Source organism: Mesorhizobium sp. CO1-1-11, assembly GCF_020164995.1.
Lineage (GTDB): Bacteria > Pseudomonadota > Alphaproteobacteria > Rhizobiales > Rhizobiaceae > Mesorhizobium > Mesorhizobium australicum.
The window spans coordinates 201,623-215,599 of sequence record NZ_JAIUHE010000006.1 but is presented as its reverse complement, the minus strand read 5'-3'; the positions used below and the strand labels follow the sequence as shown (position 1 = coordinate 215,599).

Sequence of the window (13,977 nt, the reverse complement as noted above, 5' to 3'; positions counted from 1 at the left end):
TGTGTCAGTTGTGATCGGTACCAGGTCAGAAAAATGCGCAAGGCCTCGCGCCTGTTCGAGATCATCCAGATCCTGCGGCTGGCGCGGCAGCCGGTGACGGCGGCAATGATCGCCGGGCAACTGGAAGTGACGATCCGCTCGATCTATCGCGACATCGCAGCGCTTCAGGCGATGCGCGTGCCGATCGAGGGCGGCCGCGGCATCGGCTATGTCCTGCGCCCCGGCTTCGACTTGCCGCCACTGATGTTTTCGATCGAGGAAATGGAGGCGATCGTCCTGTCGCTGGCGCTGCTGGAGCGCACGGGCGACGACGAGCTCAAGCAGGCGGCCAAGCGCGTCGGCGCCAAGATCGCCGGCGCGGTGCCGCCGCCCTTGCGCCAGACGCTCGACGCCAATGCGCTGCACGCCTGGGGCTTCGCCGCGCCCTCCGCAGGTGCGATCGACCTGGCGCTGGTGCGCCGCGCCATACGCGACGAGGAGAAGCTCGAGCTCTCCTACCGCGACGAGCTCGGCCGCGCTTCCGAGCGCCTCGTCCGCCCGATCGCTCTGATCTATTACGCCGAGACCGCCAACATCGTCGCCTGGTGCGAGCTGCGCCAGGCGATCCGCAATTTCCGCAGCGACCGCATCGAGGATTGCCAGCCGACCGGCCTAGGCTTCAAGGGCGAAGGCGATCGTTTGCGGCAGGTCTGGGTCAATGGGTGGGAAGTCGATGCAGCGGCCGCCGGCTAAAGCGACCAGCGCAGCGAATCCTACCTTACATCCACCCAGCGCTTCTCCTCGAAGGAGCGCGCCATGGCGTGCACGGTGCGCTCGATCTCCAGTCCTTCGGCGAACTCGATGAGCCGGGCCGGCTTGCCGGCAAGCCGGGTCAGCAATTCGTGGCATTCGATGATCTTGAGATCGTTGAAGCCGAGGCTGTGGCCGGGCGCCGGCACGAAGAGGTCATAGGGCCTGTGCTGCGGCGCCACCAGAATGGTGCGGTAGCCCTGTTCGGTGGGTCGGTCGGACGTCAGGTAGAGCTGGAATTCGTTCATCCGCTCCTGGTCGAACAGGATCGATCCCTTGGACCCGAAGATCTGGATGGCGATGCGGCCCTTGCGGCCCCAGGCCGAGCGGTTGACCTGCAGCGTGCCGGCAATGCCGTTCTCCAGATGCATGAGCACGCTGGCAATGTCGTAGGTCTCCACCGCGCGCCGGCCGCCTGAAGCCAGCTTGCGGTCGGCATAGGGCTTGGCCATGTCGCAGATGACGCGGCCGACGCGGCCGAACAGCGCCGAGACCAGCGACAGCGGATGCACGGCGAAATCGTCGAGCGCGCCATAGCCGGAAGTCGCCTCGTGCTTCCAGAAGAACAGCGCCTCGGGATCGGCCATGAAGTCCTCGTCCATCTCGATGCGCAGGTGGTTGACCTCGCCGATGATCTTCTCGTCGAGCAGCGCGCCGATGTGACGGATGGCCGGGCTCTGGATGTAGTTGTAGCCAAGCGCGGCGACCTTGCCTGATTTCTCCGCCGCGCCCGCCATCGCCTCGGCTTCGGCAAAGCTCGGCGCCATCGGTTTTTCGCACCACAGATGCTTGCCGGCTTCGAGGACAGCGATGGCCATTTCCGGATGGAACTGATTGGGGGTTGTCAGCGACACTATATCGACCTCCGGGTCGTCGACGACGGCGCGCCAGTCGCCGGTGGCTCTGGCGAAACCGAACTCGCCTGCCTTGCGCCTGGCGAGATCCTCATTGACCTCGCCCAGATGGACGAGCCGTGGCTTGGCCGCATCGGGGAAGACGGCCCCGACGGCGCTCCACGCGATGGCGTGGCATTTGCCCATGAAACCCGTGCCGATAAGACCGACGCCGACCATTTTTCGTCCTCCGCTGCCATAGAAGCTGAGTGGATGAATTAGTCCATTTTTCCCAGGAATGGAATGTCTGCCTCATTTTTTATGGCGTTCTTGCGCAGGCTCGCTATGATGGGGCAGAGAGGGTGTCCAGACAGGCTTGGGCAGAGGGACGATGGACGAACAGGTACCTCGCGACTTCGAGACGCTGCGTGCCACGATTCTGGACCGGCGCGAGAGCCTGCCCAAGCGCATCGCCCAGATCGCCGCCTACGCGCTCGACAATCCCGACGACATCGCCTTTGGTACCGCCGCCAGCATCGCCGCTTCGGCCGGCGTGCAGCCCTCGACCCTGATCCGTTTTGCCCAGCAACTCGGCTTCGACGGTTTTACCAGCCTGCAGCAGGTGTTCCGCGAGCGGCTGCGCGAGCGCAACTCTTCCTATGACGAGCGGCTGCAGGCGCTGCGCGCCAAGGCCGAGGGCGGTGCCGGCCACCGGGCGATCTTCGACGGCTTCATCGCCGCCGCCAGCACCTCCCTCAACGACATTTCCCGCACGCTGGACGATGCGCATCTGGAAGACGCGATTTCGCTGCTGGCGAAGGCGCAGACCATCTATGTCTTGGCCAAGCGACGCTCCTATCCAGTGGCTTCCTACATCGCCTATGCGCTCGGCAAGCTGAAGATCCGCAACCAACTGATCGAATCGGCCGCCGGCCTGAATGCCGAGATGGTCGGCTTCGCCACACCGGCGGACGCCGTCATCGCCATCAGCTTCTCGCCCTACGCGCCGGCCACGATCGAGGAGGCGCGCGCCATTTCCGAGCAGGGCGTGCCGATCGTCGCCATCACCGACAGCTCGTTCTCGCCGCTCGCCCAGTTCGCCAGGGTCTGGTTCGAGGTTGCCGAGGCGGATTTCGCCGGCTTCCGTTCGCTGTCGGCGACAATGGCGCTGGCCATGGCGCTGACCGTCGGCGTCGGCGAGAAGCGGCGCGACGCGAGCCGTAAGCGCAAAGCTTGATCAGGCGTCCCATCAAGGCAATTTTTTAGCCTAGGGAATGCTCATTCCATATTGACTATGGATTGGAATTATTATTTCATATTGCCGGCGCCACGCAGCCGCTCGCGCGTGTTACCCAAAACAATGTTGTCCATGACGACAAGACCGACGGGAGGTTCCAATGAGCGAAGCCGTGGACGCAAGACAGGTGCCGCTCGATGTCATCACCATCGGCCGCGCGTCCGTCGACCTCTATGGCCAGCAGATCGGCTCGCGGCTGGAGGACATCACCTCCTTCGCCAAGTCGGTCGGCGGCTGCCCGGCCAATATTTCCGTCGGCACGGCGCGGCTCGGGCTGCGCTCGGCTCTGCTGACGCGCGTCGGCGACGAGCAGATGGGCCGCTTCATCCGCGAGCAGCTGAAACGCGAAGGCGTCAACACCGACGGTCTGAAGACCGACAAGGAGCGGTTGACCGCTCTGGTTCTGCTTTCGGTCGAGAGCGAAGGCGTTTCGCCGATGATTTTCTACCGATCCGACTGTGCCGACATGGCGCTGGCCGAAGAGGACATCGATGAGGCGTTTATTGCCTCGGCCCGTTCGATCGTCGTCACCGGCACGCATTTTTCCCGCCCCAATAGCGATGCCGCCCAGCGCAAGGCGATCCGCATCATGAAGGCCAGGGGTGGCAAGGTCGTGTTCGATATCGACTATCGCCCGAATTTGTGGGGCCTTGCCGGCCACGCCGAAGGCTTTGAGCGCTATGTCAAATCCGACCGCGTCTCGGCCCAGTTGAAGACGGTGCTGCCCGATTGCGACCTCATCGTCGGCACCGAGGAAGAGATCATGATCGCGTCCGGCGCCGACGACTGCCTGAGCGCGCTGAAGACGATCCGCTCCCAGTCCTCGGCCACCATCGTCCTGAAGCGCGGCGCCATGGGCTGCATCGTCTATGACGGACCGATCAGCGACGATCTCGAGGACGGCGTCGTCGGCAAGGGTTTCCCGATCGAGATCTACAATGTGCTGGGCGCCGGTGACGCCTTCATGTCCGGTCTGCTGCGCGGCTGGCTCGGCGGTGAAAGCCTTGCCACGGCGGCGACCTGGGCCAATGCCTGCGGCGCCTTCGCCGTGTCGCGGCTGCTCTGCGCGCCGGAATATCCGACCTTCGAGGAGCTGCGGTTCTTCCTCGAGAACGGCAGCAAGCATCGCGCGCTGCGCAAGGACGAGGCGATCAATCACATCCATTGGGCGACGACACGCCGGCGCGACATCCCCTCGCTGATGGCGCTCGCCTGCGACCACCGTGTGCAGCTCGAGGATGTGGCGGCCAAGACCGGCGCCGATCCGGCGCGCATCCGCGATTTCAAGGTGCTGGCGGTCAAGGCAGCGGCCAAGGTCGCCGCCGGCCGCGACGGCTATGGCATGCTGATCGACGAGAAACATGGCCGCGAGGCGATGTTCGAATTCGCTCGCCACCCCTTCGCCTGGCTTGGACGCCCGGTGGAACTGCCGGGCTCGCGGCCGCTGCGCTTCGAATTCTCGCAGGACATCGGCTCGCAGCTTACCGAATGGCCCGTCGATCACTGCATCAAGTGCCTGTGCTTTTATCATCCCGACGATCCGGCGGAACTGAAGGAAGAACAGCAGCAGAAGCTGCGCGCGCTGTTCGAGGCCGCGCGCAAAGTTGGACGCGAACTTCTCATCGAGATCATCGCCGGCAAGCACGGCAAGCTCGACGACACGACGATCCCGCGCGCGCTGGAGGAACTCTATGCGCTCGGCATCAAGCCGGACTGGTGGAAGCTCGAACCGCAGGCGTCGAGCGGCGCGTGGGCCAAGATCGAGGCGGTGATCCTGAAGCACGATCCCTGGTGCCGGGGCATCGTGCTGCTTGGCCTGGAGGCGCCGCAGGACGAGTTGGAGGCCGCTTTTGCCGCCACGGCCAACGCGCCCATCGTCAAGGGCTTTGCCGTCGGGCGCACCATCTTCGTCCACGCAGCCGAACAATGGCTGGCCGGCAGGATGTCGGATGACGAGGCTGTCGCCGACATGGCGTCGCGCTTCGAACAGTTGACCGAAGCGTGGCTTGCCGCGCGCGGCCGCAAGGCGGCATAACAATACGCAACGGCGTAGGGACTGCGGAGGAAAACACCATGAGCCAGACAATCCGCCTGACGATGGCGCAGGCGCTGACCCGCTTCCTGTCCCGCCAGATGACCGAGATCGACGGGAAAAAAACGCCGATCTTCGGCGGCGTCTGGGCGATCTTCGGCCACGGCAATGTCGCCGGGATCGGCGAGGCGCTCTACCAGGTGCGCGACGAATTGCCGACCTTCCGCGCCCACAACGAGCAGGCGATGGCGCATGCGGCGATCGCCTATGGCAAGGCCAATTTCCGCCGCCGCTTCATGGCCGCGACCTCTTCGATCGGTCCCGGCGCGCTGAACATGGTGACGGCGGCGGCCCTTGCCCACGTAAACAGGTTGCCCGTCCTGTTTTTGCCAGGCGACGTCTTTGCCAACCGCATTCCTGATCCCGTGCTGCAGCAGGCCGAGGATTTTTCCGACGGCACGGCGACGGTCAACGACTGCTTCCGCCCGGTGTCGCGCTATTTCGACCGCATCACCCGGCCGGAGCAGATCATCCCGGCGCTGAGCCGCGCCATGCAGGTGCTGACCGATCCGGCCGAATGCGGCCCGGTGACTTTGTCGCTTTGCCAGGACGTGCAGGCCGAGGCCTATGACTATCCCGAGAGTTTCTTTGCCGAGCGGATCTGGCGCCAGCGCCGGCCGCGTCCGGACCGTGACGAACTGGCGGCGGCCGTGGCGGCGCTCAAGGGAGCCAGGAAGCCGCTGATCATCGCCGGCGGCGGCGTGCTCTACTCCCAGGCTTCCGACGAACTGGCCAAGTTCGCCCAAGCCGCCGGCATTCCGGTCTGCGAAACGCAAGGCGGCAAGTCCTCGCTGCCGGACGATCACCAGCTCAACATGGCAGCGGTCGGTGTTACCGGCACTTCGGCCGCCAACCGGCTGGCGGAAGAGGCCGACGTCGTGCTCGCCATCGGTACGCGGCTGCAGGATTTCACCACCGGCTCGTGGGCGCTGTTCAAGAATTCCGGCAAGACCATCATCGGGCTCAACGTGCAGCCCTTCGATGCCGGCAAGCACCGGGCGCTGCCGCTGGTCGCGGATGCCTGGGAAGGGCTGGCCGAGTTGGCAACCGCTCTGCAAGGCTGGAAGGCGCCCGCCGCCTGGACCGACAATGCGGCCGCCGGCAAGAAGGCTTGGCAGGCCGATGCGGCCAAGGTGACGGCCTCGACCAACGCTGCTTTCCCCTCGGATGCGCAGGTGATCGGCGCCGTGCAGCGCGCCATGGGCTCAGGCGTGACGCTGCTGCATGCGGCAGGCGGACTTCCCGGCGAACTGCACAAGCTCTGGCAGGCCGGTGCGCCGGGCTCCTACCACGCCGAATATGGCTTCTCGACGATGGGTTACGAGATCGCCGGCGGGCTCGGCACCAAGATGGCCAAGCCCGACGAGGAGGTCGTCGTCATGATCGGCGACGGCTCCTACTTGATGCTCAACTCCGAGATCGCCACCTCGGTGATGCTCGGCCTGAAGCTGACCGTGGTGCTGCTCGACAATAGGGGTTTTGGCTGCATCAACCGGCTGCAGATGGCGACCGGCGGCGCCAACTTCAACAATCTCTTGCAGGACTCGCGCCATGAAATCCTGCCCGACATCGACTTTGCCGCGCATGCGGCGAGCATGGGCGCGATATCAGAGAAAGTGCCGTCGATCGCCGAGCTGGAAAACGCGCTGCAAAAAGCCAAGAAGAACGACCGCACCACCGTGCTGGTCATCGACACCGATCCGCTGGTTTCGACCGATGCCGGCGGCCATTGGTGGGACGTAGCGGTGCCCGAGGTCTCGGCACGGCCTCAAGTGAACGCCGCGCGCAAGGCCTATGACGAGAAGCGGCGGATGCAGAGCGTCGGCGATTGACGCCAGCTCCCTTCTCCCCGTCACGATACGGGGAGAAGGTGCCGGCAGGCGGATGAGGGGCGGCGCTAGCGCCAAAAAATTGAACTGTCTAATCCCGGAGTGACGACTTGAAAGCCAAATTGGGCATGTCCCCCATCGCGTGGTGGAACGACGATCTTGCCGAACTGAGCGATGACGTGTCGCTGGAGGAATGTCTGCGCCAGTCGCGCTCTGCCGGCTTCACCGGCATGGAGATGGGCCGGCGCTTTCCCAACGACCCCGCCATCATGCTGCCGATCCTGAAGGCCGCCGACGTGACGCTGTGCGGCGGCTGGTTTTCCGGCACGCTGGTCGATGAGGAGATGGCTGCCAACAAGGACCGCATCCAGCCGATGATCGACCTGTTCAAGGCAGTCGACGCGCCCTGCATCGTCTATGGCGAGGTCGGCCGCTCGATCCAGGGCGACCGTTCCAAGCCGCTCGCCACCAAGCCGAAGCTCACTGGCGACGAGATGAAGGCCTACGCGCGGCGCCTGACCGAATTCGGCGAATGGTGCGCCGAGCAAGGCATGCCGCTGTCCTATCACCATCACATGGCGGCTGTGGTCGAGACCGAGCCGGAGCTCGATGCCTTCATGCGCCATTCCGGCGAAGGCATCCCACTGCTGCTCGATGCCGGACACCTCGCCTTTGCCGGCGGCGACGTGCTGCGCGCCATCGACAACCACCACAAGCGCATCAGCCACGTCCATGTGAAGGACGTGCGCATGGGCGTGATCGAGAAGCTCGACCGTACGAAGCAGTCCTTCCTCGATGCCGTGGCGCTCGGCGCCTTCACCGTGCCGGGCGACGGTTCGCTCGATTTCGGCGCCATCGTGCAGCGCTTCGCCGACCACGGCTATGAAGGCTGGTTCGTGGTCGAGGCCGAGCAGGACCCGAAGAAGAACCCGCCGCTGAAGATGGCGCAGGTTGGCCACAAGGAGCTGATGCGGGTGATGACATCAGCCGGTTACACGGTGGAGACGCAAGGGTTTCCGAATGCCTGATCGGGTTCTCGCCAGGCCGGGCTTGCTGTAGGCTGGCCAGATGAAAGATTCCGAGCACCCCTTCTTCCGGCCATTGTGGCGGCGTGTCGCCGTCGTCGCGGTCTGCCTCATCTGGTCGGTCATCGAGTTCGCCACCGGCACGCCGTTCTGGGGCGTCATCGCGCTCGGCTTTGCCGGCTACGGCGCCTGGCAATTTTTTTATCTTTATAAGCCGGCCGACGAGACGAAGCCTCCGGCCGATCCGAAGGAATAGGCGGTCCATGGCGCGAGCAGTTTTGTGGATTGGATACTGCGAGCGTAACGGATCGCACACGTCGGCGATTGGCCGAAACGCCCCTCGCTTCGTCATCCTAGGGTCTTCGCGACGGAGCTTCGCTCCTGCTCCGCCCCAGGATGACGAAGTTGGAAGGCTAGGATAGGAGAGACAAAATGTCGAAACTGCTCGTCAAGGCCGACAAGGGCCATGGCCGCGTCGCCCATGTGACGCCGAAAAGCGCCGGCTGGACCTATGTCGGTTTCGACCTGCATCGGCTGAAGCCGGGCGAAAGCGCCTCGGGAAAGACGGACGACCGCGAAGTCTGCCTGGTGTTCGTGACCGGCAAGGGTACCGCGAAAGCCGGCGGCAAGGATCTCGGCCTGCTCGGCGAGCGCATGTCGCCCTTCGATGGCAAGCCGTGGTCGGTCTACGTGCCGCAGGGATCGGACTGGTCTGTAACGGCCGATACCGAGCTGGAACTTGGCGTCTGCTCGGCGCCTGGTCTTGGCGGTGGCCTGCCGGTCCGGGTGATCGGACCGGACGATCTCGGCCAGGAGGTGCGCGGCAAGGGCACCAATACGCGTTACGTCACCAACATCCTGCCGGAAGGCCAGCCGGCCGACTCGTTGCTGGTCGTCGAGGTCATCACGCCCGGCGGTCACACGTCGAGCTACCCGCCGCACAAGCACGACCAGGACAATCTGCCTGCCGAATCCTATCTCGAGGAAACCTACTACCATCGCCTCAACCCGCCGCAGGGCTTTGCCTTCCAGCGCGTCTACACCGATGCCGACAAAAGCGGACATCGCGCGCTGGACGAAGCCATGGCGATCGAGGACGGCGATGTGGTGCTGGTGCCCAAGGGCTATCACCCCTGTGCCGCCTGCCACGGCTATGACCTCTATTATCTCAATGTGATGGCCGGACCGAAGCGGACCTGGAAATTCCACAATGCGCCCGAGCACGAATGGTTGATGAAGGCCTGACCGTCTCGCATTTCCGGCCGAACTTATTGGTCCAGCTGGGAAAAATCGTCGGCTAAGGACCCCAGGGGCCGATTTGCCTTCTAAAACCCGTCAAAGCTTCGTCAATCCGTCATGGAAATCACCTATGGCAACGGTTCTGACGAGGACTTCCCATGCGTTATGCGATTTATTTCACCCCCCGGCAGGACGAGCCGCTGGCGCGCATCGCCGCCGACTGGCTAGGCCGCGATCCCTTCGGTGCCGCGACCAGGCCGGTTGAGGCCGTTGCCGATCTGTCGGCGGCGGAAGTGGCCTTCCACACGGCCTCGGCACGCCGCTATGGCTTTCACGCGACGCTGAAGGCGCCCTTCCATCTGGCTGCCACGGAGACCGAGACCTCGCTGCGCGCGGCGCTGGATCATTTTGCCGAGGTTACGCCTGTCGTCACGATCCCGCGCCTTATCGTCAGCCAGATCGACAGCTTCTTCGCGCTGGTGCCGGAAGGGCCGCTGCCGCCGCTCAACCGCTTCGCCGACAATGTGGTACGCGATTTCGACCGGTTTCGCGCACCGCTGTCAGAGGCCGAGATCGAGCGGCGCAGCCCGGATTCGCTGAAGCCGGCCGAGTTTCGCAATCTCTGCCAATGGGGCTATCCCTATGTCTTCGAGACCTTCCGCTTCCACATGACCCTGTCCGGCCGGGCCGGCCCACAGGAAAGCCCTCGCCTGCGCGCCGCCATCGACAGCCTTTTCGCCGATGTGTTGCGCCAGCCCGTGCTGGTGGATGCGCTGACATTGTTCGTCGAACCCGAACCCGGCGCGCCATTCATGGTGCTTTCCCAGCACGCGCTCGGACGCCGCCCGGCCCGGAAAACCGCCTGAACGAAACCCGACTGCAAGAACCAAGGACTACCCGCAATGACCGCCGAAACTGTTCTTTCCAACGCCCGCATCGTTCTTGCCGACGAGATCGTCGAAGGGTCACTGGTGCTGCGCGATGGCTTGATCGCCGGCATCGATGGCGATGCTGCCCGAACCGGCGAGGACATGGGCGGCGACTTTATCATTCCAGGGCTGGTCGAACTCCACACCGACCATCTCGAGGGCCATTATGCGCCGCGGCCGAAAGTGCGCTGGAACCCGATCGCCGCGGTGCTCGCCCATGACGCGCAGGTGGCGACCGCCGGCATCACGACCGTGCTCGATGCCTTGCGCGTCGGCATGGACGAGGACGCCGACCTGACATTGGACGACATTCGCAAGCTGGCCGATGCGATCGAGGACAGCGTCGCGCGGGATCGTCTGCGGGCCGATCACTTCCTGCATCTTCGCTGCGAGGTTTCAGCACCGGATTGCCTCGATGCATTCGCCAATTTCGACGGTGACGAACGGGTCAAGCTGGCGTCGCTGATGGACCATGCGCCAGGCCAGCGCCAGTTCGTCAACCTTGAAACCTATGCCTACTACTACCAGCGTAAGCTGAAACTCTCGGATCGCGATTTCCAGAAATTCTGCGAGAAGCGGATGGCCGAATCGGCACGCAACTCTGGGCCGAACCGCGTCTTCATCGCCGCCGCCTGCCAGGAGCGCGGCATCGTGCTCGCCAGCCATGACGATGCGACGTCGGCTCATGTCGATGAGGCCATCGAGCAGGGCGTGCGGGTCGCCGAGTTCCCGACCACCGAGGAAGCGGCGCGGGCCTCGAAGGCCGCCGGGCTCGGCGTGCTTATGGGCGCGCCCAATGTCATGCGCGGCGCCTCGCATTCGGGCAATGTCTCGGCACGCACCTTGGCCAGCGATGGCCTGCTCGACATCCTGTCGTCCGACTACATTCCCTTCAGCCTGATCCAGTCGGCCTTCTTCCTGGGCGACATGGTGGAAGGCATTTCGCTGCCGCAGGCCGTCGCCATGGTTTCCAAAAACCCGGCGGAGGCAGTCGGCCTCGACGACCGCGGCGTCATCGAGCAGGGTCGTCGCGCCGATCTGGTGCGCGTGCGCGTCGACGATCATGTTCCGGTCGTGCGCACCGTCTGGCGGCAGGGGCGCCGGGTGGCATGATGGTGTCGGCCTCGATCGAGCGCGAACTGTCCGCCGAAACCTTTCCGATCCGTCACGGCGTCTTTGTCGCTGTCGTGGGCCCCAGCGGTGCCGGCAAGGACACGGTGATCGGCTATGCCAAGGCGCTCTTTGCCGACGAGACGCAGCTGGAGTTCGTGCGCCGCGTCATCACCAGGCCGAGCGATGCGGCGAGCGAAGACCACGATACGCTGGCCGACGCCGCCTTCGCCGAGGCCGATGCCGACGGCGCTTTCGCCGTCTCCTGGGAAGCGCATGGCCTGCGCTATGGCCTGCCTGCCGATGTCGACTGGTCTGTTTCCAATGGACATGTCGCCGTCGCCAACGTGTCGCGCGCGATCATCCCCACCTTGCGCGAGCGCTATGCCAATCTGGCGATCGTCGAGATCACCGCTTCGCCCGAGGTGCTGGCCGAGCGGCTGGCCATGCGCGGCCGCGAGTCGCGCGGCGAGGTGCTGGCGCGGCTGGCGCGCAGCGCCAATATGAGCTTGTCCGGCCCTGGCGTCACGTCGATCGACAACAGCGGTCCGCGCGAAGTGGCCGGCGAGCGTTTCGCCGAAGTGCTGCGCAAGGCCATGGCGTTTTCCGACATGTCGGGCCTGATCTGATCCGGACTTGTTTCACCCGCCTGCTTGCGCTGTCGCTGGAAATGCTCCGGGCTGCTGGCCGCATAGGGTGATTCTGGATTACGCTCCGGGAATTCGCCCCAGGAATCAGGGGCGAGCCAGACAGGAAGCTTCATGCAGACACTGACACCCATCCTCTCGACAGTCACGGCGGCATTTCTCGCCTCCCTGGTCGAGGTCGTCGAAGCTTTCACCATCGTGCTCGCGGTGGGGGTGACACGCAGCTGGCGCCCGGCATTGACCGGCGCCGCGCTGGCGCTGGCGGTGCTGGCGGCCCTGGTGCTGGCCTTCGGCCCGCTGCTGGCGCTGGTCCCGATCACCACCCTGCAGTTCGTCGTCGGGGTGCTGCTCATCCTGTTCGGCATGCGCTGGCTGCGAAAAGCCATCCTGCGCAGCGTCGGCGTCATTGCCCTGCATGACGAGGGAGCGGCCTTCGCCAAGGAAACCGCGGCCCTGCACCGGCAGGCCGCCGACCGGCGCGCTGACTACCTCGCCGGGCTGGCCTCGTTCAAGGCGGTGCTGCTCGAGGGTGTCGAGGTGGTGTTCATCGTCATTGCCGTCGGCGCCGCGCATGGGCAGACATTTTACGCCAGCATGGGTGCGCTGGCGGCTTTCATCCTGGTGATGCTTGTCGGCCTGGCCGTCCACCGGCCGCTGGCGCGCGTGCCCGAGAATGCGCTCAAATTCGTGGTCGGGCTGATGCTGACCAGCTTTGGCATCTTCTGGACCGGCGAAGGCATCGGCGCCGATTGGCCTGGCGCCGATCTTGCCCTGCTCGCCATCTTCGCCATCGTCGCGCTGGCGTCCTTCGCCATGGTGCGCTGGCTGCGCGGAATCAGTCCAACGGCAGCCGGAGGGCTCGCCCGATGAACGTCCTTCGTCTCGTTGCCAGGGAAGTCTTCGGCATGTTCGTCGACGACGGCAATCTGGCGCTGCTGGCGCTGGTCCTGGTGGCCGCCGTCACCGCGGCGGTGAAGTTGCTCGCGCTGCCGCCGCTGCTTGGCGGCGGGCTGCTGCTGGTCGGCTGCCTTGCCATCCTGTTGCAAAGCGTTCGCCGCGCCGCGCGCCAGGGCGGCAGGTAATTTCAGTCAAGCCGCATGGCTGATAACCAGAGGGTGGCCGCGAAAGGCACGCCACCCCGTCAGCTCCCAGCACCGGTAAGCTATTTCTGCCGGGAGGAACCTATTCGGCGGCGGCGCCGACCGCGCCCTTACGGGCGGCATCGACCATCCGCCGGCGCGCCCGGAACACACCCCATTGCTGGTCGACCAGCACGCCGATGAGGATGACGCCACCCATCACCGCGAAGTTGAGGGAGGAGGGAATGCCGAGCAGGTTGACGAGGTTCTGCAGTTCCTGCAGCAGCACCGTGCCGAGGATGACGCCGATCAGCGAGCCCTCGCCGCCGCGCAGAGAGAAGCCGCCAAGCACCGCGGCCGCAATGGCGTAGAGCTCGTAGAACTGGCCGTGGCTGGCCGGCGAGATCGAGCGCGTGTACATGGCGAAATAGATCGCCGACAGGGCGGTAAGCACGCCGCAGATGACGTAAGCCGCCATGACGACGCGGCCGGTGCGAATGCCGGAATATTTCGCCGCTTCCTCGTTCTTGCCGATGGCGTAGAGATAGCGCCCGAACACCGAGCGGTGCAGCACCACCCACATGACGATGGCGATGACGATCAGCGCGAAGAAGGAGTTCGGCACGCCCCAGGAGCGGCCGGCGGTCAGGAATTCGAGATCGGGAAAATTCTGCCCGAAGGCGAAACCGGCGGTGCCGTCGGCGGTGTAGAAGCGCGCGACGCCGCGATAGATCAAAAGCCCGCACAAGGTGACGACGAAGGGCTGCAGCTTGAGCCGCGTGATCAGCCAGCCATGCGCCAGGCCGATGATGGCGCCGAGCACCAGGATGAGCACGAAGGCAACAGGCCATCCCATGCCGCGCACGGCGATGAAGTCGATGAACAGCGTGCCCAGCAACGCGACAACGGAGCCGACGGACAGTTCGATGCCGCCGGTGATGATGACGAAGGCCTGGCCGATGGAGAGAATGCCGAACAGGCCGATCAGGTTCGAGGTGTTGGCGAGGTTGATCGGCAAGAGGAAGCGCGGATTGATGATGGCGACGATCGCCCCGACCACCAGGATCAGGATCAGCAGGCCGAGATCTTTCTTTGTCATCGTCGTCTC

The 13,977-nt window shown here is 64.8% G+C and carries 14 protein-coding genes; 12 read left to right on the top strand and 2 right to left on the bottom strand.

What is annotated here, in order from left to right; translation table 11 throughout:
* Positions 1 to 33 precede the first annotated feature (33 nt).
* Positions 34 to 732: a helix-turn-helix transcriptional regulator gene (locus tag LB554_RS09180; RefSeq protein WP_224584193.1), complete on the top strand. Its 699-nt coding sequence runs from the start codon at positions 34 to 36 to the stop codon at positions 730 to 732.
* Positions 733 to 752: 20 nt separating this feature from the next.
* Here LB554_RS09180 and LB554_RS09175 read toward each other — a convergent pair whose 3' ends face one another.
* Positions 753 to 1,862 (bottom strand): Gfo/Idh/MocA family protein, encoded by a 1,110-nt coding sequence (locus LB554_RS09175; RefSeq protein WP_224584191.1) that lies wholly within the window; start codon positions 1,860 to 1,862, stop codon positions 753 to 755.
* A gap of 151 nt (positions 1,863 to 2,013) precedes the next feature.
* On the opposite strand from LB554_RS09175, the gene LB554_RS09170 reads away from it, so the two are divergent.
* From LB554_RS09170 to LB554_RS09120, 11 genes are all read left to right on the top strand, one after another.
* Positions 2,014 to 2,859 carry a MurR/RpiR family transcriptional regulator gene (locus tag LB554_RS09170; RefSeq protein ID WP_015314557.1) on the top strand — a complete coding sequence of 282 codons (846 nt, stop codon included), beginning with the start codon at positions 2,014 to 2,016 and terminating at the stop codon, positions 2,857 to 2,859.
* Between the two features lie 160 nt (positions 2,860 to 3,019).
* Positions 3,020 to 4,954 (top strand): bifunctional 5-dehydro-2-deoxygluconokinase/5-dehydro-2-deoxyphosphogluconate aldolase, encoded by a 1,935-nt coding sequence (locus tag LB554_RS09165; protein ID WP_224584189.1) that lies wholly within the window; start codon positions 3,020 to 3,022, stop codon positions 4,952 to 4,954.
* Positions 4,955 to 4,992: 38 nt separating this feature from the next.
* Positions 4,993 to 6,843: a 3D-(3,5/4)-trihydroxycyclohexane-1,2-dione acylhydrolase (decyclizing) gene (gene iolD, locus LB554_RS09160; protein ID WP_224584187.1), complete on the top strand. Its 1,851-nt coding sequence runs from the start codon at positions 4,993 to 4,995 to the stop codon at positions 6,841 to 6,843.
* 107 nt (positions 6,844 to 6,950) lie between these two features.
* On the top strand, positions 6,951 to 7,868 hold the full coding sequence (iolE, locus tag LB554_RS09155; protein WP_015314554.1) for a myo-inosose-2 dehydratase: 918 nt from the start codon (positions 6,951 to 6,953) through the stop codon (positions 7,866 to 7,868).
* 40 nt (positions 7,869 to 7,908) lie between these two features.
* A complete protein-coding gene (locus LB554_RS09150; RefSeq protein WP_015314553.1) occupies positions 7,909 to 8,121 on the top strand; it encodes a DUF3329 domain-containing protein in 213 nt (70 codons plus the stop codon).
* 176 nt (positions 8,122 to 8,297) lie between these two features.
* A complete protein-coding gene (iolB, locus tag LB554_RS09145; RefSeq protein ID WP_140711811.1) occupies positions 8,298 to 9,110 on the top strand; it encodes a 5-deoxy-glucuronate isomerase in 813 nt (270 codons plus the stop codon).
* A 152-nt stretch (positions 9,111 to 9,262) separates the two neighbouring features.
* Positions 9,263 to 9,970: a DUF1045 domain-containing protein gene (locus LB554_RS09140; protein ID WP_015314551.1), complete on the top strand. Its 708-nt coding sequence runs from the start codon at positions 9,263 to 9,265 to the stop codon at positions 9,968 to 9,970.
* Between the two features lie 36 nt (positions 9,971 to 10,006).
* On the top strand, positions 10,007 to 11,146 hold the full coding sequence (locus tag LB554_RS09135) for an alpha-D-ribose 1-methylphosphonate 5-triphosphate diphosphatase (protein WP_224584185.1): 1,140 nt from the start codon (positions 10,007 to 10,009) through the stop codon (positions 11,144 to 11,146).
* A complete protein-coding gene (phnN, locus tag LB554_RS09130) occupies positions 11,143 to 11,772 on the top strand; it encodes a phosphonate metabolism protein/1,5-bisphosphokinase (PRPP-forming) PhnN (protein ID WP_015314549.1) in 630 nt (209 codons plus the stop codon). The genes LB554_RS09135 and phnN overlap by 4 nt, the downstream gene beginning before the upstream one ends.
* Before the next feature lie 132 nt (positions 11,773 to 11,904).
* Positions 11,905 to 12,660 (top strand): COG4280 domain-containing protein, encoded by a 756-nt coding sequence (locus tag LB554_RS09125; protein WP_140719309.1) that lies wholly within the window; start codon positions 11,905 to 11,907, stop codon positions 12,658 to 12,660.
* Entirely contained in the window at positions 12,657 to 12,872 is a 216-nt protein-coding gene (locus LB554_RS09120; RefSeq protein WP_140824239.1) for a hypothetical protein, read from the top strand. The genes LB554_RS09125 and LB554_RS09120 overlap by 4 nt, the downstream gene beginning before the upstream one ends.
* A gap of 100 nt (positions 12,873 to 12,972) precedes the next feature.
* On the opposite strand, the gene LB554_RS09115 is transcribed toward LB554_RS09120, so the two are convergent.
* The gene (locus LB554_RS09115; RefSeq protein WP_015314546.1) at positions 12,973 to 13,968 is read right to left on the bottom strand and encodes an ABC transporter permease; all 996 of its coding nucleotides are present in this window, start codon (positions 13,966 to 13,968) and stop codon (positions 12,973 to 12,975) included.
* Between the last annotated feature and the right edge of the window lie 9 nt (positions 13,969 to 13,977).